Origin of the sequence: Mycolicibacter nonchromogenicus, assembly GCF_002101775.1 — a bacterium.
In the GTDB taxonomy this organism is placed as follows: Bacteria; Actinomycetota; Actinomycetes; order Mycobacteriales; family Mycobacteriaceae; genus Mycobacterium; species Mycobacterium nonchromogenicum.
On sequence record NZ_LQPI01000060.1, the window covers coordinates 131,990 to 151,424 of the forward strand.

The following is a 19,435-nucleotide window of genomic DNA, read 5'->3' on the forward strand; positions in this document are numbered from 1 at the left end:
CTCGAAACTTCGGTGATAGAACTGTCACTCGCAATCAGCACGGTGACCTCAGTAGTGCACTACTGCAATCCCGTTCCGTAGCGACGCAGTACTACTGGCAGTTGAGCTGTCCGGCACCAACCCCGGCGGATGCACCACGGTCAGGCGGTTCGCAGTACCTCGACCGTCTCCAATCGGCGCGCATGGACCGTCGGATAGAGCGCCGCGGCCAACATCAGCACAGTCACCGCGGCCGCCCCGGTTCGCAGCGGCAGACCCAGCACGTCCCCGTCAATCTTGATGCCGTAGAACACCGGTGACCCCAGCGACCAGAGATAGGTGAGGCCCACTCCCCCTAGCCCCCCGAGCACCGTCACCAGCAGACCCAGCAGCCCAGCGTTGGCGACGACGACAGCCTGCTCCTGCCCGGGTCGGGTACCGATCGCCCGCAACACGGCCCGTTCCCGCTTGCGCTGCACCAGCCCCAGCACGAAGACGTTGAGCACACTCAGTCCGGCCGCGGCCATCACCACGTATGCCGAAACCGTGAAGGGCTCCAGGAATCGAGTGAGTCCGGCGGTGGCGGCAGAACGCCACTGCTGGTTGTCGTACACAAATAGTCCGGCGCCCAGTCGCAGGAAATCAGCACGATGGGCGGTCGCGTCGGCGGCGGTCGGATAGCGCACGGCGACTTGATCGCGCACTGCCGCCCAGTCCGAGCGCGCCACGGAGTCCGGGGCCACAACGATATCGCCCACCGCGGCGTCATGGATCATCCGCGGTCGGACGATCCCGGCCAACCGGTATTGCTTCGAACCCGCCACGGTGGGCAACTCGACCATCTCGCCTGGGGCCACGCCGAGCCGGCTTGCGGCGACCTCGCTCAGTCCGATCTGCCCGTCCCGTAACTGCTGCCAGAACGTGTCGGCGTCACCGGTCGGCTGATACAGCCCCCGGCTGTACCAGTCACCGGGCGTGACGCCGACAACGAGGCGTGACGAGGTGCCCGACGAGATCATCGCCTTCCATCGCGACGACACGCTGTGCCCGCGGGCCGCGTCGGCCACCAGCGCGAAGGTGGCATCGGGGAGGTGGCCGTCGCGCTGATCGAGGATCGATTGGGCGGAGACCAGCAGGGAGTCGGGCAAGCGCTGAGCCTTCTGCGCAGCGACCTGCTCGGTGCCGAGCAACTGCAGGCTCTGCGCTGCGATCGCCAAACTGGTGCCGGTGGCCAGGATCGCCGCGGAAACGGCGAACAACAGCGCATAGCGTCGGACGTCGGCTCCCAGTAGACGGCCGACGTCGGGGCGGGCGACAGTCAGCAGCTCTATCAGCAGTCCGGCACCGCGCGGGGCAAGCCACACCGTCATCATCGCAACCCCGAACTGCCACACCGACATTGCGTTGATACCCGCATTGGTGGGCAGCGATCCGTGTTCATAGATCACCATCACCGCGACGGCGCCCGACAGCGCCGCCGTCCCGACCAGCAGCGGCCAGATCGGGATGGTCCGGACGCGCTGCACCCCGCCGGCACTCGCCATTGACGCCAACGGACCTTCCCGGACCAACCGGGTCGCCGGACCGATCATCGCCAGCAGTCCGCAGATCGCCCCGGCAACCGCGCCGACCACGATCAGGCTCGGGGAGAAGTGCGCTGCCACGGTGCCACCCGAGCCGGACAACATGGACCGCGCGAACCGGTCTACCAGATAGCTCCCGAGTAGAAAGCCGCCTGGCACCCCCGCCAGTCCCCCAAGAAGGCCCACCACGGCGCCTTCGCCCAGCATGCCGCCAAACAAGCCAACCGGCTTGGCGCCGATCGCACCGACAGTCCCCAGCACCGCCCGCCGATCCTCTACCGCAAGCAGAATGGTATTCATCGCAATGAGGAAGCCGATCAGCACGCCGCACAGCGCAGTCAGGTCGAGGCTCTGTGTGGCGCTGGCGAACATGGCCGGCAGGTGCGGCCGGGGTGGGCCTGCGGTTGCGACACCGGCTATGACACGGTCGATGTCGGCGGCAACGTCAGCCTCGGGCCTTGGCACTACGAACGCGGCGGTGACGTAGCCGCGGGCCGAGAGCAGTTCAGCGGCGATCTCCCCGGAGGGCGCCATCAGGACGTAGCCGCCGTTGATTCCCGCGACGCGGTCGAACTCCGGAAATGTCCACCCCACGTGAGCCGAGCCGGGGGGCAGACCGGGGATGCGCAGCTCGGCGCCGAGCTGCAGGTGATGCCGCTGGGCGATCACCGCCGGGATCTGGAGTGGCACACCGGGGCCCGCTGCGGGCTCCTCATGGGCTCGTTGCTCGCAGTTGAACGGCCCGACCAGCAGCTCGATCTGACACGACCCGCCGAGAAGGAAGAAGCCCGAAGCCGCCTCGGTGGGAGGTGTGCTGTTGCCTCCGGTGAGGTCCACGGGCGTCAGGTTGGCCACGATCGGGATCACCGCCTGCGCTCCGGCAACTTCGGTGCGCAGGCGGTCCACCGTGTCAATCGGTAAACGGCCGTTGACGTTCGGCGCGACCTCCACCACCCCGCGATCGGCGGCCTGAGCCAGGGACGGACCGAATGCGTCAAACGGACGGACCAACTCTGACTTGAGCACCAAGACCCCGAGTACCACCATCACGCCCACCGCGACGCCGATCACGCTGAGCAACGTCCGGCGCCAGTCGGCGGCCAGCGCGGCGAGGTGGATGCGCCGAAATGACAGCCAGCCGGCCGAAAGGCGCCGCATCATCAGCGCGCGCCGGCTTCGCCGGCGACCGCGTAGGCGCGCCCGTCGATCAAGTGGACTTCGCGCGAGGCGTAGCGCGCCACGGCCCGGTCGTGGGTCACCACCACTACCGCGGTGTCGTCTTCATCAGACAGCGAGCGCAGCAGCTCGACGATCTCCATCGACGAGCGCCGGTCGAGGTTCCCGGTCGGCTCGTCGGCGAGGATGATCGATGGCCTGGCCGCCAGCGCACGCGCCACCGCGACCCGCTGCATCTGTCCGCCCGAGAGTTCGGCGGGCCGGTGTCGGGCCCTATCGGCGAGTCCGACCCGGTGCAGTAGTTCCTCGGCGCGTGCATCCGCTGACCGGGCCGGGACCCCGTCGAGCACCAGCGGCAACGACACGTTCTCGATGGCGGTCAGCACCGGTACCAGGTTGAAGAACTGGAAGACGAATCCGAGGTTGCGTCGCCGGAACTCGGCGCGGGCCCGCGCGTTCATCGCCCACACATCGTGGCCGGCCACGGTGACCGTGCCGGTGTCCGGTGCGTCCAACCCGCCGGCGACATGCAACAGCGTCGACTTTCCGGCCCCCGACGGGCCGGTCACGACAACGAATTCTCCGGCGCTGACTCCGAAGTCGAACTCGACAAGGACGTTGACCTGCTCGCCGCCCAGTTGGTAGTGCTTGGCTACCCCCTTGAGCCGCAGCGCCGCGGGCCTCGGGGCACCGCGAAGGCGGTGCCGGCCGGAAGCTCCCTGTCCCCTGACCTGCGCGGGTTGCGCCGTCACAGGTGGCGCATCTCTCTGGCCATGGCAGCGTCCTCGAGAAGGTGGCTCCTCGGTGGTAGATAGTGAGTCCGTTCCGGCAGTGCCGTGCGGTGGATCATCGCCCGCACGGTGTCGACCACGACTATCTCGACCTGCTTCAAGTGCGGCACCAGCAGCGGATGGGCGTGTGCCGCGGACAACGTGGACATGATCAGCGCCTTCTTTCTTCTGCGCGTTAGATGTTGAAATCGTGGCTCGGTCCCAACACGGCGAATGCAGTAGCGGACCACTGCAATTTGATGCGGTTTGCAGTACCGCGCTACTGAGCTCGTTGTACGACACCCGAGCGACGATTCCCTCGGGCGCGACAGCACATCGCCCCCACATGGCGCCCGCGGAACAATGAACAGGGGAACCAGGCCAACATGTCGACCCAATTGATCCAGCCACTGCGCCCGCAGCGGTTCGAAATTCGCTGCAATGTAGGCGATGTCATCGTCGCAAACCTCGCGGTCCACATTGTCTTCTTCTTCCAAAGGCAGCTAGACGCGCGCGCGCTCTCCAGCGCCTTTGCACAGGCCCTGACGACCCTTCCACTCTTCGCTGGACGGATGGCCTCAGGGCACGGCAGGATGCGGATCCGATGCGCAGGCCAGGGGGTGCCCTTCACTGTCGCGTCCTCTGACCGCACGCTGACTGAAGCGATCCGTTCGGCATCCACCGACACCGGCGACTGGCTCGTCGACCCGGTGAGCGGCCCCACCGCGCGATGGGGACGAGGTCCGTTGTGCAAAGTGCGTGTCACCCAGCTCGCAAAGGAGGCGACGGCGATCGGCTTCTCCTGGCACCACGCTATCGGCGACATGCAGACGGCGATGCACTTCATGAACGCGTGGGTCGCTGCGGCCGCAGGCCAGCCGGTCGCGGAGCCGTTGATCGTGGAAGATCGCGCCGCCTACCTCGACGAGCATCTGCCTCCTGACGGCGCTCGGGAGCCCGGGGTACGTTGCCTCCGGTTCGCCGAATTTGCCCGCAGCGCGGTGTACATGGCAAAGGATGCCCGGACGCAGCGCACTCTGAATCTCTACTTCAGTGACGACGAGATCGCCCGCATGCGCGACGCCTACGGTAACCGCATGCGTTTGTCTGCCAACGACGTTGTGTGCGCGCATATGTCCGAATCGCTGATGAATGCGGATCCCGCGGTGGATCGTCGTCGTCTCGCGATCGCCGTGAACGCGCGGAAGCGTTGTGGTCTTGATCAGATGCTTGTCGGCAACATCCTCACGACACTCAACCTGGACCTGCGACGCGGGGAGACTGCCGGATCGATCGCCGAACGCATCCGCCATAGTGTCGACCACTTTGGCGAGGAACACTGCGATATGCGCATCAACCAACAGTTGTTGGACGCAGCCGGCGCATAGCGAGGCGCTCGCTGCGTATCCACGGCCTTCGATCCGGCCCGGTGGAATCCGCTGATGACGAACTGGAGCGGCTTCGGTGTCTATCGCGTCCACTTCGAAGACACCTGGCCGTCGTACTTCACCCCGTTGATGAGAGTGCCCGTCGCGGGGCTCGGCGCCCTGATGGAAGGGGCCGAACGTCACGGTCTGGTGTTTCAGATGTCACTGCCGCCCAAAGAGTTCGACGCCCTATCAAGACCCGCGGTGCGGGAATACCTGCACCGGTTCCGGCGCATCGGCGAGGTCCTTCCGCGAGTGAACCGTGATGTTCACGGCTGACCGGAGTCAGGAGCCCAACCGGTTCCGGGGCCGCAGGGCGGCGAGTTCGTCACGGTTACTGGTGCCTGTTTTCATCATTGCCCGATAGATGTGGCTCTCCACGGTGCGAATCGAAAGAGTCAGTCGCTCGGCGACCGCGCGGTTGGACAGTCCCTCACCGATCAGCATCACGATCTCTGTTTCACGATCGGTCAGCGGCAGAGGTTCGGCGGCCTGCCGCAGTGCCGGTGTGCTCGCCCCACCGCAGTGTTCGGCCAGGGCGCCCGCACGCGCGCAATACCCCAAAGCGGTGCCCCGCAGGTCTTGGCGACGGCAGGCCAGTGCGGCCTGGGCGAGGGCATCGATGGCGGCCACGAGGTCGCCACTTCGCTCGAAATCGTCCGCCACTGCAGCCAATTCCGCGTCGTCGCCACTGTGTAGTGCGGTGGCGAATCGGGCGGCAATCCCGACCCGCAGGCCCTCGACGATGGCCTCCAACTCGCGCAGGCGTGATGCGCCGGAACTGTCGCCTAACTGTGTCGCAGTCTGAAGGCACATCACTTCGGCGGCGAACTGACCTTTGGCCCGAACGCGTTCAGACGCCGACAGCGCCAGGGCGATCGCCTCAGTGACAGCGCCTTGGCCTGCAGCCACCCAGGCGCGGGCCAGACTCCGCTCATAGTCCAGTGAACGAAACGGACGCTGCAACCGGTCCAGTGCATCGAACGCGACGTCGGCCTCGCCGGCGTGACCAGCCATGGCCAGCGCGGCCACGCGTGGGATGAGATAGCGGTATCCCCAACCCGAGAGGTGTCCACTGTCGGAAAACCCCATTGCGGCCTGTTCCAGCAGCGGCAGGGCGATGTCGAGGCGGCCGGCAGCCAAAGCCGCGCGGCCCGCTATGGCGGCACCGAGCAACTGGGCCGCTCCCGGCAGGTCGGCTGCCTGCCGACGTACCCCCTCGGCAACCGTGAGGGCGTCACCGCACCGGCCCGCCAAAACCAATGCGCTCACGTGCGAGTCGGCGATGTTGAACAGCATGTGCGGGGCGTCCAATGACCGAGCCGCGACCGTGTACCCGGTGTCGGCTGCGGCCACAGCCTCCGACAGGCGTCCTGCATCCGCGGAGATGGTGCTGAGCACCCATGCGATCTCGGCCCCGACCACCGGTGGCAGATCGTCCAGATCGAGATGCTCGCAGGCCTGCCGCGCCGACTCCAGCTCGTCGGTCGCGAACCAGTACACCGCCAGAAAGGCATCGATATAGCTTCGGCCCTGCGCCGAGACGGTGCGCGACGCCGCATCCATGAGCTCTTTGGCACGATGCGGCTCTCCAAGCGCCCAGAGCATGTTGCTGGCCCGCAAGAAGGCCAGCCGGGCGCGGTCCCGGTCGGTCAATTTCCCTTCATCGACGTGGGCCAGCATCGTTTCGGCCTGCTCGCCACGTCCCAGCCACGACAGCGCATGCGCGGAAACGAAACTCGGTTCCGGGCCGGCACCGGCTCGGATGGCCGCCTGCGCAAGACGATCGGCGAGGGCCAGATCTGCCAGCCAGACCGCGCCCTGAGCAGCCCTGGCGAACAGATCGGGGTCTGGCGGGAGGTCCGACTCGACCGTCAGGGTCGCGCGACGCACCACCGCCGCGACGTCATCAGGGTCCTCGGCAGCGGCGAGTTCGGCAGCGACCAGTCCGCGCAACCTTCGCAACCGAGTAGTCGCCGCCCGGCTGCGGCAGACCTCGCCGTACAGCGGATGCGCCAGCCGCACCTCGACACCACCCATGGCGGGCTCCAGCACGATCAGGCCGCGCGTCTCGGCCTCTTCCACAGCGGCCGCACTGGTGATTCGCGTCAGCGGCGCCAAGTCGATCGGCTCGCCGACTGCCAGCACGTCGATCACATCGCTGACCGGCCCGGGCAGGGATCCGATCCGAGGTTCGATGAATTCGGCAAGGCTGGGTGGGATGATCGGATCTCCGATCCAGCGCCACAAACCGTTCTCTCGTACGATTCGCCCCTCGGCCACCTCATGTTCCACGATGTTGCGCAGATACAAGACGTTGCCGAGCGTGAGCTTCCATAGCCGTTGACCCGCCTCGAGATCCACCGGACCGCCCAAAGCCGAGGCCAGCAGCCCGGCGGTGTCGTCCAGCGACAATGGCTGCAGCCCAAGCCGCTCGAAGCGGCCTGCCGTCCAAATCTCCTGGACGACGGCGGGGATCGATTCGCCGTCACGCACCGACAGAATCACCTTCGCCAGGCCTCGTTGCACGATCTGATGCACCACGAATGCCGACAGATCATCGATCAGGTGCACGTCGTCAACTGCCACCACCGCCTCACCGGATGGGCCGGCCGTCAGTGCCTCGATCACACCACGAAGCAGTTGAACCATGTCGGTGACACCCGACGGGGCCCACGCAGCGAAGGTCGCCAGCGGAACGCTATGTGCTGAAGTTGTACAGACCGCCCAGCGAATTTCGCGTCGCTGCGATTCGGCCACGGACAGCGCCTCACGGCAGATCCGGCTTTTCCCGACGCCCGCCGCGCCGCAGACGACTACCCCCGAGATCTCGGGACTCGAGATGGCCTCTTGGAGCGTCTGCATCTCCGCAGCGCGGCCGGCCAACGGCCACGCCAGGCACATTCGGCTCATCGCATCGCCTCCGCCATCACCACGTGCCCCGCAAACCCACACGTCTTCGACTTCGCCCGGTAACGCTCTACTTCGTCGCGGTATGCGTCCTGGTCTCCCCTGGCACGCGCCAGCAACGCCCGGCCGTGCAGCAACCAGGTCTCGAACAGGCCCAACTCGGACCCGCTCACCGTCTCCACGAAACCATCGAGCACAGCCTGGGCCTCGTCACGGTCGCCGTCGGAGTTGCGTTCCAGCAGCAGGTCCACCAGCCGGATCGCCGCCGGGACATACCAGAGGACAACACCACTGTCGGACAGCGTGCGCACCGCCGCACGCAGCAGTCCGATCGCCCCGTCGATATCACCCGCCTGCGCCATCTGCAACGCGGTCTCCGTCTCGGCTACGTGCGCAAGACTGGCGATGAATCGCTGACTTGAAGCGGCATCTCTGGCCAACGCCAACAGCTCCAACCCCTCATCGCGATCGGAATCGTCGTGACGGACGAGAGCGATACCCCGGGCGAGGCGGGCTGCGGCCAAGGCGAATTCGTCGCCCGACTGTTCGGCCACTTCCAGCGTGTCGGCACTGTTTCGCATCGCGGCTTCGGCCGGGACCGCACCCTGCGAGACCATCAGACATTGGAACATCCCCGTGAGCGCCCGGGTGGTGGGGTCGAATGCTCGAGCCAACTCGAGTGCTGAGTCAAGGTCGTCTTCCCAGCCCGGACGTCCCAGCACCATGCCGAACGCCGCCCGAGCCCCAATCGCAGCTGTCAGGGGTGAGCCGATCAGCAGGTTGCCCTTCTCCAGATCCCCATCAGCAAGGTCGATGAGCCGTTGAGCCAGCCGAGAGCCCGCCCCCGCATCAGCGGGCTCCAGTTTGGCCCAGAGCGCGGCGAACAGCAGCCCCACCGAGAGATCCGGGTCGCCGATTGACTCGAGAAGCTCAACGAATTCCGCTGCGAGTCGCGGGACTTCCTGATAACGGGAGTGAAATGTCATGGCGTTCAGGAGGCCGGCCATCCCGATAGCCAGAGATACCGAGTCGCCTGAAGCAGTACAGAGCTCACGAAGTTCATCGAAACCGGTGTCGGCGATGCTCCCCCCGACTCGCCAAACGCTGCCGCACAACAGGGTTCGCGGACCGATTCGCATCGTGGAGCGGCCGGGATCGTTGATGGGCAGTCGATCGGCTACCGCGCGGGCCCGTTCCCAGTTCACCCTGGCGGCACGGATGTCACGGTGCTGTGCCCACGCCCCGGCACGCATGTGCCAGGCGAAGGCAGCCGACAGATCCTCAGCGGCTTCGAGATGCTCTGCGATCAGCGCTGCGTTCTCGTCGTGCGCATCGGGGTGGTGTCGCTCGATCGCCGCGGCGAGTTGCCGATGCAGTGCCGCGCGCCGAGACTTCAGTTGTGATTCGTAGGCCACTATTCGGATCAGCGGATGGTGGAACGCATACTCGGCCTGTGGGCTGAGCCGCACCTGATCAATGAGCTCCGCACCGAGCAGCGGGGCGAGCTGCGCGTCGGGGTCCAGCAATGCCAATTGCTCGGCACCGAACCGGAGCCCGATCACCGAAGCGGCATGCAGCGTTCGTTTCACCCCCGAATCGAGCCGGTCGATGCGGGAGGCGATGGTGGCCTGCACGGTTGCCGGCACGATGAGCTCGGCATCATCGACCACACAGGTGTAGTCGCCGCGAGGACCGGTCAACACTCCCCGCTCCGCCAGATCGCGCACCATCTCCTCTGCGAACAGCGGATTCCCGGCAGCACGTTCGGCAACCTGCCCGCACAGCGTCGCAGCCGAGCTGTGGGTGCCGATCAATTCGGCCGCAAGCATGGCGGTCTGCGATGCATTCAGGGGCCCGAGATTGATCGTCTGCGATCCCACTGTCCGGGTCAGCGCCCCGTCGTACTCCGGCCGGTAGGTGACCAAAACCAACGACGGGGTTTGGCGGGTCACCCCGAGAAGCTCTGCGAGCAACACATCGCTGACCTCATCGATCCAGTGCGCATCTTCCACGACATAGACCGCCGGGGTACTACGTGCCAACGAGACGGATTTGACCAGCCGGGTCACCCGGCGCCGCCGGGCATCGGGATCAATGGCAGGCAACTCAACCCCGGCCTGGCGGATGCCGAGCAGGTCCTGCAACAGCAGGACGTCTTCGGAGGGTGCGTCGGGGGCGCGTTCCTCGACTCGCGCTCGAGCTGATTCGTCGTCGAGGTTGTCCAATCCGAGCGCGGTGCGCAGCAGCGAAGTCGCGGTGGAGAAGGGAACCTCTCGTGCGTGCGATTCACAGTAGGCGGTGAATACCTCGACACCACGCCCTTGTGCCAGCGCGCTGACCTCACGCGCGATGCGACTCTTGCCGATTCCGGGAGGCCCGACGACACCCACCACACAGCCGGTCCCACCGACGGATTGATCCAGCATGCCGCGCAGCGCGCTCATCTCCCACGATCGACCCACCAGCGTCGTGTCCTGCCGGCGGGTATGTCGCCGCTCCGGCGACACCACCAGAAGCCGCCGCACGGCCACCCGCTCGGCCGCTCCTTTGATGTGAACCAGCTCGGGCTCTCCCAACACCGCAACGTGTTCAACCAGCCGCGCAGTCGATTCGCTGAGCATCACCCCGTTCGGCGGCGCCACCGATTCCATCCGCTGCGCCAGCCCGACCTGCTCACCGATAGCGGCATAACTCAGCGCCGTGGAGCCGAGGTCTCCGGCGACGACCTGGCCGGAGTTCAGCCCCACCCGCAGCGCCAGTGCGATCCCGTCAATGCGGTCCACCTCAAGGGCCAGCTCGCCAACCTGCTGCTGGATGTCCAGCGCAGCCAGACATCCCCGCAGCGCGTGGTCCTCCAATGCCGCCGGGGCGCCGAACACCGCCATGACGGCGTCACCGATGAACTTCTCCACCATCCCGCCGTAGCGCTGCACCACCGCAGCGCACCGACCGAACAGCGCTGCCATGATCTCCCGCAGTCGCTCGGCACCCACTGCTGCCGCGATGTCCATCGAATGGACCACATCGGCGAACAGGACCGTCACCTGCTTGTACTCCGCGGGGGCCGCCGTCGCGGTGACCGGTGAGCCGCAGTGGTGACAAAACCGCGCCTCAGCCAGGCAATGACTGCCGCATGTGGGGCAGATGGTCGCCGCTGTCATCCGCTGCGCCGCCGATCCTGGATCTGGGTCCGATCGAAAAAGAATATGCATTTCTTGTTGCAGCGATGTTTTTTTCCAAAGAGAGGTCACAGCGCACCGGGACACGTCTTTAAGGTGTGCAGGGAGCGTGCGCCGAACGGGCGTCCCGCGACGACTTTTTTGGCTAAGGATTGACCTGTGAATACGGTTCTCGTCACCGGCGCATTCGGCCTGGTCGGATCGGCGGTGGTGCGGCAGTTGGCCGCCGACGGTCGCGCCGTGATCGCTACCGATCTCGATATCCCGGCCAACCGCAAGGCCGTCGCAGCACTGCCGGCCTCGGTGCAGGTGCGCTACGCCGATCTCACCGATCCGGCGGCCGTCGAGGCGCTGGTGGGCGCTGTCCGGCCCGCGGCGATCATCCACCTGGCCGCGGTGATCCCGCCGTTCATCTACCTGCGCCGAGACCTGGCCCGTCGGGTCAATGTCGAGGCCACCGGGCACCTGCTGACGGCGGCCGCCGCCCAATCCGAACCACCCCGATTTGTGCAGGCATCCAGCATCGCGGTGTACGGGTCCCGCAACCCGCACACCGTCTCGGGCGTGCTGACCGCTGACACTCCGACCAATCCCGCCGACGTCTACGGCGACCAGAAACTGCAGGCCGAGCAACTGGTGCGCAATTCCACGCTGGACTGGGTGATCCTGCGACTCGGCGGTGTAGTCACCGTCGATCCGGGCCCCTACATGAAGCTCGACAACCTGTATTTCGAGCAGTTACTGCCCACCGACGGCAGGCTGCAGACCGTCGACGTGCGCGACGTCGCCTCGGCGTTCGTCGCCGCGACCACCGCACCCGTGGTCGGGGAAACCCTGTTGATCGGCGGCGACGACTCGCATCGGCAACTCCAGGGCGACGTCGCGCCGGCCATGGCCGCCGCGTTGGGACTGGTCAACGGCCTGCCCGCCGGGCTGCCCGGCGATCCCGACCGCGACCAGGGCTGGTTCAACACCGACTGGATGGACTCGAGCCGCGCCCAGGAAGTACTGGGCTTTCAGCACCACTCCTGGCCGGACATGCTGGCCGAGACGGCCGCCCGAGCCGGTGCACAGCGGCACCTGCTGCGGCCGGTCGCTCCCCTGGTCCGCGCCGTGCTGCGGACCCGCGCGCCCTACCACCGCAGCGGCCGACGCTACGCCGATCCGTGGCAGGCCATCACCGACAAATGGAGTGACCCACGCCCATGAACCACGAATTCACGCCCGCCCAGCGACGGGCGCTGGCCGTCTTCACCGTGATCGCGCTGATGTTCGGCGCCTATTTCCTGCGCACCTACTTTGTGCTGATCGTGGTGGCCGCCGTCGGCGCTTACCTGTTCACCCCGTTGTTCCGGCTGCTCAACCGGAAAGTGTCCACCGGGCTGGCGGCCGCCGGAACCCTATTGGCGGCTCTGGTCGCCGTCATCGTCCCGGTCGGGGTATCGGTCTTCTTCGCGGTCGCGCAGATCTCGCGCACCGTCAGCGAGGTAGCCGAATGGGTGCAGGCCACCGACCCCACCGCACTGGGCGACAAGGTGCTGAAGTTCATCAACGGCGCGCTGGCCAAACTGCCGTTCGTGCACGTCGAGCTGACCATGGAATCGCTGCGTGAGGCGATGGTGAATGTGGCCCAGAAGGGCGGCGAACTGCTGCTGCACGTGCTGCAGGGCGCCGTCGGCGGGGTGGTCGGCGCGGTCACCTCCGCGATCATCTTCTTGTACGTCTTCCTGGCGCTGCTGACCAACCGCGAGGAGCTGCTCACCCTCATCCGGCGGCTCAACCCGCTGGGGAGCGAGGTCACCGATCTGTACCTGGCCAAGATGGGCTCGATGGTGCGCGGCACCGTCGGCGGACAGTTCGTCATCGCGTTCTGCCAGGGCGTCGCCGGAGCCGCCTCCATCTACATCGGCGGATTCCACCAGGCGTTCTTCATCTTCGCGATCCTGCTGACCGCACTGTCGGTCATCCCGCTCGGCGGGGGCATCGTGACCATGCCGTTCGGCATCGGCATGGCATTGTTCGGCAATGTCGTCGGCGGGCTGTTCGTCGTGTTGTTCCACCTGATCGTGGTGACCAACATCGACAACTTCCTGCGCCCGGTGCTGGTGCCGCGCGACGCCCGGCTCAATTCCGCCCTGATGCTGCTGGCCGTCTTCGCCGGCATCGCCATGTTCGGCTTCTGGGGCATCGTGATCGGTCCGGTGCTGATGATCATCATCGTCACCACCATCGACGTCTACCTGGCGGCTTTCTCCACCGAGGAGACCAGCGAAGAACTGTTAGCCGACAGCTGAGAGCACGCGCTTCGCAGCCGGGCGACCCACTAGCGGGTCGCCGGCAGCGGCGGCTGCGACTGAACGGCCGCCGCCAGCGTCCGGAACAGCTCGGGACCGCCCGCGCCGGAGATCGCCACCTGGGCCGGGCCGGTCTTTCCGGCCAAGCGGGTGGTCCACACGGGGTCGCCGTCGCCCTGGTACACCACCCAGCGGGTGCCCTCGACGTCTTCGGTCCCGGTCGGATGCAGACCGGGGCTGATGGAGGCCACCAGGGGGACCTCGTCGGCGTTGCTCTGCGTCACGCTGACGTACATCCCGGTCGGGCTGATGTAGCCCACCCGCGAGGTGACCGCACGCAGCCGCTGCCCCTTGGCGTCGCCGCGCCCGTCGGTGATGCTGCCGCGGGTGCCGGAGTTGGGCTGCCAGCCCTCGGGCAGCTGCGGCAGCCGGACCGGGAAACCCAGCGTCTGCGCATCGGCCTTCAACGCTGCGGCGGCGTCATAGGACGGGACCGGCCCGGCGGTGATCCCGCCCGGCCGAAACGCGCACGTCCCGGCCAGCCCGGCCAGTGCAAGGCAGGCCAGGACCAGCGGCACGATCGACCAGAACATGTCGCGCCAGTCCTGCAAGATGCGTGGTTTGGCGGGCTTGGGCGCCGGCTGGGGCTCGTTGGTCACGGAAGCCAGTATCCCAGCTCAACAGTGCGGATCCGGCTCTGGGAGAATGAACACCCGTGACTGGCATGACGGGACCCACGCGACGCGAAGCCCCAGACCGCAACCTGGCCTTGGAGCTGGTGCGGGTGACCGAGGCCGGTGCCATGGCATCGGGCCGCTGGGTGGGCCGCGGCGACAAGGAAGGCGGCGACGGCGCGGCCGTCGACGCGATGCGTGAACTGGTGAACACCGTGTCGATGCGCGGCGTGGTGGTGATCGGCGAGGGCGAGAAGGACCACGCGCCGATGCTCTACAACGGCGAAGAGGTGGGCAACGGCGATGGCCCCGAGTGCGATTTCGCCGTGGACCCGGTCGACGGCACCACGCTGATGAGCAAGGGCATGCCCAACGCCATCTCGGTGCTGGCGGTGGCCGAGCGCGGCGCCATGTTCGACCCGTCGGCGGTGTTCTACATGAACAAGATCGCCGTCGGCCCCGAGGCCGCTGACGTCTTGGACATCACCAAGCCGATCGCCGACAACATCGCCGCGGTCGCCAAGGTCAAGGGCCTGACCGCCCGGGACATGACGGTGTGCATCCTGGACCGTCCCCGCCACGCCCAGCTGATCGCCGACGCACGCGCCACCGGCGCCCGCATCCGGTTGATCACCGACGGCGACGTGGCCGGCGCCATCTCGGCGTGCCGGCCCGACTCGGGCACCGACATGCTCGCCGGGATCGGCGGCACCCCCGAGGGCATCATTGCCGCCGCCGCGATCCGCTGCATGGGCGGAGCGATCCAGGCCCAGCTCGCCCCCACCGATGACGCCGAGCGGCAGAAGGCCATCGACGTCGGCTACGACCTGGACGCGGTGCTGACCACCGAGGATCTGGTCTCCGGCGAGAACGTCTTCTTCTGCGCCACCGGCGTCACCGACGGCGACCTGCTCAAGGGGGTTCGCTACTACCCCGGCGGCTGCACCACCCAGTCGATCGTGATGCGCTCCAAGTCCGGCACCGTCCGGATGATCGAGGCCTACCACCGGCTGTCGAAGCTCAACGAGTACTCGGCCGTTGACTTCACCGGCGACTCCCACGCCGCCTACCCCCTGCCCTGACGTCAAGCGAGGATCCAAGACTATGAGCGAGATCGAATACCGCATCGAACACGACACCATGGGCGAGGTCCGGGTGCCGGTGACCGCGTTGTGGCGCGCGCAGACCCAGCGCGCGGTGGAGAACTTCCCGATCTCTGGGCGGGGCCTGGAGCGCACCCAGATCCGGGCGCTGGGCCTGCTCAAGAGCGCCTGCGCGCAGGTGAACGCCGACCTGGGTCTGCTGGCCCCGGAGAAGGCCGCCGCCATCAAGGCCGCCGCTGCCGAGATCGCCGACGGTAAGCACGACGACCAGTTCCCCATCGACGTGTTCCAGACCGGCTCGGGCACCAGCTCGAACATGAACACCAACGAGGTGATCGCCTCGATCGCCGCCGCCAACGGTGTCACGGTGCACCCCAATGACGACGTCAACATGTCGCAGTCGTCCAACGACACCTTCCCGACCGCCACTCACATTGCGGCCACCGAAGCCGCAGTGCGCCACCTGATTCCGTCGCTGCAGGTGCTGCACGACGCGCTGGCAGCCAAGGCCACGCAGTGGCGCACCGTGGTGAAGTCGGGCCGCACCCACCTGATGGACGCCGTCCCGGTCACCCTGGGCCAGGAGTTCTCCGGCTACGCCCGCCAGATCGCCGCCGGCATCGAGCGCGTGCAGGCCACCCTGCCCCGCCTGGGCGAGCTGGCCATCGGCGGCACCGCGGTCGGCACCGGCCTGAACGCGCCCGACGGCTTCGGCGCCAAGGTGGTCGAGGTGCTGGTCGCCGAGACCGGGATCACCGAACTGCGCACTGCGACCAACTCGTTCGAGGCCCAGGCGGCTCGCGACGGCCTGGTCGAGGCATCCGGAGCGCTGCGCACCATCGCGGTGTCGCTGACCAAGATCGCCAACGACATCCGCTGGATGGGCTCGGGGCCGCTGACCGGACTGGCCGAGATTCAGCTTCCCGACCTGCAGCCGGGCAGCTCGATCATGCCGGGCAAGGTGAACCCCGTTCTGCCCGAGGCGGTCACGCAGGTGGCGGCGCAGGTGATCGGTAACGACGCGGCGATCGCCTGGGGCGGCGGAAACGGCGCCTTCGAGCTCAACGTCTACATCCCGATGATGGCCCGCAACATGCTGGAGTCCTTCACGCTGCTGTCCAACGTCTCGCGCCTGTTCGCCGAACGCTGCATCGTGGGGCTGGTCGCCAACGAGGAGCACCTGCGCGAGCTGGCCGAGTCCAGTCCGTCGATCGTGACGCCGCTGAACTCCGCGATCGGCTACGAGGAGGCCGCCGCGGTGGCCAAGCAGGCCCTCAAGGAGCGCAAGACCATTCGCCAGACCGTGATCGACCGCGGCCTGATCGGCGAGAAGCTGTCGGAGGCAGAACTGGACAAGCGCCTCGACGTGCTGGCCATGGCCAAGGTGAAGGACTAGTTCACCCGGCCGCGGATGAACGCTGACCCCGCCGCGGCCGCGCTGGGCCGGGCGACCCTGGCGAAAGTCTCTCGGCGGCTGCTCCCGTTTCTGGGGTTGCTGTTCGTGGTCAACTACCTGGACCGGGTCAACATCAGCTTCGCCGGGCCCAACGGGATGAACGCCGATCTGGGCCTGACCGCCACCATGTTCGGGTTCGCGTCGGGGATCTTCTTCTTCGGCTACCTGCTGCTGGAGATACCCAGCAACATCGCGCTGCACCGCTTCGGCGGTCGACGGTGGCTGGCCCGCATCATGCTGACCTGGGGAATCGTCAGCACCGCAATCGCTTTCGTACCCAACGCGGCTACGCTCGTCGCGCTGCGCTTCCTGCTGGGGGTGGCCGAAGCCGGCTTCTTCCCGGGCATCATTCTCTACCTGACGTTCTGGTTCCCGCAGCAGCACCGATCGCGGGCCGTCTCGCTGTTCATGGTGTCGGTGCCGGTGTCGACGGCCATCGGATCCACCCTGTCCGCGCTCATCATCGAGTGGGGCCATGGCATTTTCGGCCTGGCCGGGTGGCGGTTCATGTTCCTGGTCGAGGGGCTTCCCGCTATGGCGCTGGGGTTCGTCTGCTGGCTCTACCTGACCGATCGCCCGGCTCAGGCCGACTGGCTCGACGCGGACCAGCGGCAGTGGCTGGAGACCACCTTGGCCCAGGAGCGCACGGCGGCCGAGGCCGATCAACACTGGCCGCTGCGCAAGGCACTGAGCCACCCCCGGATCCTGGCCCTGGCGTTCGTCTACTTCGGTATTGTCTACGGGCTGTACGCCGTTGGGTTCTTCCTGCCGACCATCGTCGCGGGATTCCAGCAGCAGTACGGCAGCCACCTGAGCATCATCGGGCGCGGCCTGGTGACCGCCATCCCCTACGCCATCGCCGCAGTCGTGATGGTGCCCTGGGCTCGCCACGCCGATCGGACCGGGGAGCACGTCTGGCATGTGGCGATCCCGGCGATCGTCGGCGGGGTGTGTATCCCGCTGGCGCTGTACATGTCCAACCCCTATCTGGCGATGGTCGCGATCACGTTGACGACGTGCTCGATCATGTGTGCCCTGCCGGTCTTCTGGGCGCTGCCCTCGACGTTCCTCACCGGGACTGCGGCGGCCGGCGGCATCGCATTGATCAACTCACTGGGCAACGTCAGCGGCTTCGGTGGGCCCTACGTGACGGGTTGGCTGACGGGCCTGACCGGCGACGCCCACGCCGCACTGTGGGTGGTCGGGGCGTTCTCGCTGGCCTCAGCCGCCGCGGTGATCTTCCTCGGTTCGGCTCCTGCGCCTACCAGACCAGCGGCGCCAGATACTTTTCCGCGTAGGCACTGACCGCCTCATCGTCAGTCGGGTCGAGCACCGACGTCGACACCTGGGCGATCGAAGCAGCCAGGCGCACATGCAATTCGGCGGCAGCCACCAAGTCCGCGTCGGGCATCTGGGCCCCGGCTGCGCGCAGCGCCTTGGCCATGGCGCTCGACGCGCTCTCCAGAAAGACTTCGGCTTCCTGGTACATCCCGGCCATCATCGGCACACCGGCGTCAAGCCGGAGTAGCTTTCGCACCACCGGATCGGTGGTGAGCAGCCTTAACCCTGCGCGAAACGCCGCAACAGCAGCGTTTTTCGGCCCGGAGTCCACCGCGACGGTGCGCAGCTGAACCATCGCATTGTCGAAGGCCCGGCGCCCCAGCTCGGTGATCAGTGCGTCCCGAGTCGGGAAGCGCCGGTACAGGGTGCTGCGGCTGACCCCCGCCTGGTGGGCGATGACATCAAGGCTGGCGCGGGCCACCCCGACCAGCCCGACTTCTTCGGCGGCGGCCTTGAGGATGGCCGCCTCCTGCTCGGCGGGGCTCGCGGTACTGCGTCGCGACGTCATCGCCGTGTCATCCCATCGGACAGCCGGGCGGCGCAAAGGAATCCAGCGCGACTGAGCGGTGCATCTTCACCAGCTTCTCGTACTCCAGGCGGTTGTAGGCCAGCGGCACCAGCACCACGCGATCAGGCAACACCCGCCACGCCATCTGCAGCAGCTGGGTATAGAAGTTGAATTCGACGTCGTGGTGCTGCTGCCAGCGGAATCCGGTCAGTTCCCGAACCCCGGGATGCATGATCCCGAACGAACAGATCTTCACCACGCGGCCGGCACCCGCGCTCAGCACCGACCACAGCGGACCGGCCGCGGCCCGCACCGGGGCGGGCACTGCCGACGGCAGCGGCAACTTGCCCAGGCCGGCGGTGACCCGGTCCAAGAACGGGTTGGCCGCCAGATCCGTCTGCACCATCTCGTCGTAGTAGGCGACCGCCTCGGCGTAGGTGGCGGGGAACTTGCCGGACTTGCCGGGCAGTTCGAGAGCGCTGAACGCCTGCACCAATTGCTGGTAGGCCGCCTCGCGTTCGGCGTCATTCCATCTGATGCCGGTGACCGGGGTGAACGAATTGAGGGTCACGAACATGCCGCTGACGGCGATCCAGTTCCACAGCCGCGGGTTCAGCGCGCTGTAGCGCACATCGGCGAAGTCCCCCTTGCCCTTACCGTGCACTTCGCGGTGCATCCGCTTGAGGCGTTCGCCTTCGGCTGCCCGGTCCTCGGCGTCTCCCCAGATGGCGAGCAGCGCAGAGAATCCGCTGCGGATGGCGCGGTCGGTGAAGTTGCGTTCGAAGCGCCCGGTCTTGTCGACTGCGGCGGCCACCGGCACCAGGGCCACCTCGTCAAAGGCGGCGGCGCCGAACAGGCCCGACAGCACGCTGCCGGAGTGCCTGCGGAACTGGGCCATCACTGCGGGCCGGACCCGAGGGGCCGGAGCGATGCTGGTGACATTGCTGGTCACTGCCGTCATCTGTGGCCTCCTCGGCTCGCCTGACACAAAGAATAGTTTTTTGTGTCAAAGTGTCAACGATTCCGCCGCGACAA

At 67.1% G+C, this 19,435-nt stretch carries 15 protein-coding genes; 7 read left to right on the plus strand and 8 right to left on the minus strand.

Going from position 1 to position 19,435, the window contains the following annotated elements:
- Positions 1-140: 140 nt before the first annotated feature.
- From AWC18_RS16645 to AWC18_RS16655, 3 genes are read right to left on the minus strand one after another with little or no spacing between them, the layout of a single operon-like run.
- Positions 141-2,723: an ABC transporter permease gene (locus AWC18_RS16645; RefSeq protein ID WP_064999524.1), complete on the minus strand. Its 2,583-nt coding sequence runs from the start codon at positions 2,721-2,723 to the stop codon at positions 141-143.
- A complete protein-coding gene (locus AWC18_RS16650) occupies positions 2,723-3,490 on the minus strand; it encodes an ABC transporter ATP-binding protein (protein ID WP_234806558.1) in 768 nt (255 codons plus the stop codon). Before AWC18_RS16650 ends, AWC18_RS16645 begins: the two co-directional genes overlap by 1 nt.
- Complete coding sequence (locus AWC18_RS16655) at positions 3,487-3,678, minus strand: hypothetical protein (RefSeq protein ID WP_064999523.1); 192 nt, start codon at positions 3,676-3,678, stop codon at positions 3,487-3,489. The genes AWC18_RS16650 and AWC18_RS16655 overlap by 4 nt, the downstream gene beginning before the upstream one ends.
- 216 nt (positions 3,679-3,894) lie before the next feature.
- Here AWC18_RS16655 and AWC18_RS16660 point away from each other — a divergent pair, with 216 nt between their 5' ends.
- Complete coding sequence (locus tag AWC18_RS16660; RefSeq protein ID WP_085139440.1) at positions 3,895-4,896, plus strand: acyltransferase; 1,002 nt, start codon at positions 3,895-3,897, stop codon at positions 4,894-4,896.
- A gap of 54 nt (positions 4,897-4,950) precedes the next feature.
- On the plus strand, positions 4,951-5,214 hold the full coding sequence (locus AWC18_RS16665; protein WP_085139441.1) for a hypothetical protein: 264 nt from the start codon (positions 4,951-4,953) through the stop codon (positions 5,212-5,214).
- Positions 5,215-5,220: 6 nt separating this feature from the next.
- Here the strand turns inward: AWC18_RS16665 and AWC18_RS16670 are convergent, their stop codons facing one another.
- Both AWC18_RS16670 and AWC18_RS16675 read right to left on the minus strand, forming a co-directional pair.
- Entirely contained in the window at positions 5,221-7,839 is a 2,619-nt protein-coding gene (locus tag AWC18_RS16670) for a helix-turn-helix transcriptional regulator (RefSeq protein WP_085139442.1), read from the minus strand.
- Between the two features lie 5 nt (positions 7,840-7,844).
- Positions 7,845-11,006: an AAA family ATPase gene (locus AWC18_RS16675; RefSeq protein ID WP_085139443.1), complete on the minus strand. Its 3,162-nt coding sequence runs from the start codon at positions 11,004-11,006 to the stop codon at positions 7,845-7,847.
- A 177-nt stretch (positions 11,007-11,183) separates the two neighbouring features.
- Between AWC18_RS16675 and AWC18_RS16680 the strand changes: the two genes are divergently transcribed.
- Together AWC18_RS16680 and AWC18_RS16685 are read left to right on the plus strand one after the other, a co-directional pair.
- Complete coding sequence (locus tag AWC18_RS16680; protein WP_085139444.1) at positions 11,184-12,233, plus strand: NAD-dependent epimerase/dehydratase family protein; 1,050 nt, start codon at positions 11,184-11,186, stop codon at positions 12,231-12,233.
- Positions 12,230-13,318, plus strand: a complete 1,089-nt coding sequence (locus AWC18_RS16685; protein WP_085139445.1) for an AI-2E family transporter — start codon at positions 12,230-12,232, stop codon at positions 13,316-13,318. The genes AWC18_RS16680 and AWC18_RS16685 overlap by 4 nt, the downstream gene beginning before the upstream one ends.
- 29 nt (positions 13,319-13,347) lie before the next feature.
- Here AWC18_RS16685 and AWC18_RS16690 read toward each other — a convergent pair whose 3' ends face one another.
- The gene (locus AWC18_RS16690) at positions 13,348-13,977 is read right to left on the minus strand and encodes a DUF4245 domain-containing protein (RefSeq protein ID WP_064999517.1); all 630 of its coding nucleotides are present in this window, start codon (positions 13,975-13,977) and stop codon (positions 13,348-13,350) included.
- A gap of 65 nt (positions 13,978-14,042) precedes the next feature.
- On the opposite strand from AWC18_RS16690, the gene glpX reads away from it, so the two are divergent.
- Genes glpX through AWC18_RS16705 form a run of 3 tightly spaced genes read left to right on the plus strand, consistent with a single transcriptional unit; the run spans position 14,043 to position 17,856 of the window.
- On the plus strand, positions 14,043-15,074 hold the full coding sequence (gene glpX, locus AWC18_RS16695) for a class II fructose-bisphosphatase (RefSeq protein WP_208858386.1): 1,032 nt from the start codon (positions 14,043-14,045) through the stop codon (positions 15,072-15,074).
- Positions 15,075-15,096: 22 nt separating this feature from the next.
- Positions 15,097-16,491 (plus strand): class II fumarate hydratase, encoded by a 1,395-nt coding sequence (locus AWC18_RS16700; RefSeq protein ID WP_064999516.1) that lies wholly within the window; start codon positions 15,097-15,099, stop codon positions 16,489-16,491.
- 15 nt (positions 16,492-16,506) lie between these two features.
- The gene (locus AWC18_RS16705) at positions 16,507-17,856 is read left to right on the plus strand and encodes an MFS transporter (protein WP_064999515.1); all 1,350 of its coding nucleotides are present in this window, start codon (positions 16,507-16,509) and stop codon (positions 17,854-17,856) included.
- On the opposite strand, the gene AWC18_RS16710 is transcribed toward AWC18_RS16705, so the two are convergent.
- Positions 17,813-18,400, minus strand: coding sequence for a TetR/AcrR family transcriptional regulator (locus AWC18_RS16710; protein WP_085139446.1), 588 nt, complete (start codon positions 18,398-18,400; stop codon positions 17,813-17,815). The two genes, AWC18_RS16705 and AWC18_RS16710, sit on opposite strands and share 44 nt — an antisense overlap.
- A gap of 7 nt (positions 18,401-18,407) precedes the next feature.
- The gene (locus AWC18_RS16715; RefSeq protein WP_085139447.1) at positions 18,408-19,361 is read right to left on the minus strand and encodes an oxygenase MpaB family protein; all 954 of its coding nucleotides are present in this window, start codon (positions 19,359-19,361) and stop codon (positions 18,408-18,410) included.
- Positions 19,362-19,435: the final 74 nt, after the last annotated feature.

Bases quoted from the DNA above. Each gene is read 5' to 3' on its own strand.
- AWC18_RS16685 (WP_085139445.1), top strand. From the start codon at position 12,230: ATGAACCACGAATTCACGCCCGCCCAGCGACGGGCGCTGGCCGTCTTC.
- AWC18_RS16645 (WP_064999524.1), bottom strand. From the start codon at position 2,723: ATGATGCGGCGCCTTTCGGCCGGCTGGCTGTCATTTCGGCGCATCCAC.
- AWC18_RS16670 (WP_085139442.1), bottom strand. From the start codon at position 7,839: ATGTGCCTGGCGTGGCCGTTGGCCGGCCGCGCTGCGGAGATGCAGACG.
- AWC18_RS16675 (WP_085139443.1), bottom strand. From the start codon at position 11,006: ATGACAGCGGCGACCATCTGCCCCACATGCGGCAGTCATTGCCTGGCT.
- AWC18_RS16660 (WP_085139440.1), top strand. From the start codon at position 3,895: ATGTCGACCCAATTGATCCAGCCACTGCGCCCGCAGCGGTTCGAAATT.
- AWC18_RS16655 (WP_064999523.1), bottom strand. From the start codon at position 3,678: ATGTCCACGTTGTCCGCGGCACACGCCCATCCGCTGCTGGTGCCGCAC.
- glpX (WP_208858386.1), top strand. From the start codon at position 14,043: ATGACGGGACCCACGCGACGCGAAGCCCCAGACCGCAACCTGGCCTTG.
- AWC18_RS16665 (WP_085139441.1), top strand. From the start codon at position 4,951: ATGACGAACTGGAGCGGCTTCGGTGTCTATCGCGTCCACTTCGAAGAC.
- AWC18_RS16715 (WP_085139447.1), bottom strand. From the start codon at position 19,361: ATGACGGCAGTGACCAGCAATGTCACCAGCATCGCTCCGGCCCCTCGG.
- AWC18_RS16700 (WP_064999516.1), top strand. From the start codon at position 15,097: ATGAGCGAGATCGAATACCGCATCGAACACGACACCATGGGCGAGGTC.
- AWC18_RS16710 (WP_085139446.1), bottom strand. From the start codon at position 18,400: ATGACGTCGCGACGCAGTACCGCGAGCCCCGCCGAGCAGGAGGCGGCC.
- AWC18_RS16705 (WP_064999515.1), top strand. From the start codon at position 16,507: ATGAACGCTGACCCCGCCGCGGCCGCGCTGGGCCGGGCGACCCTGGCG.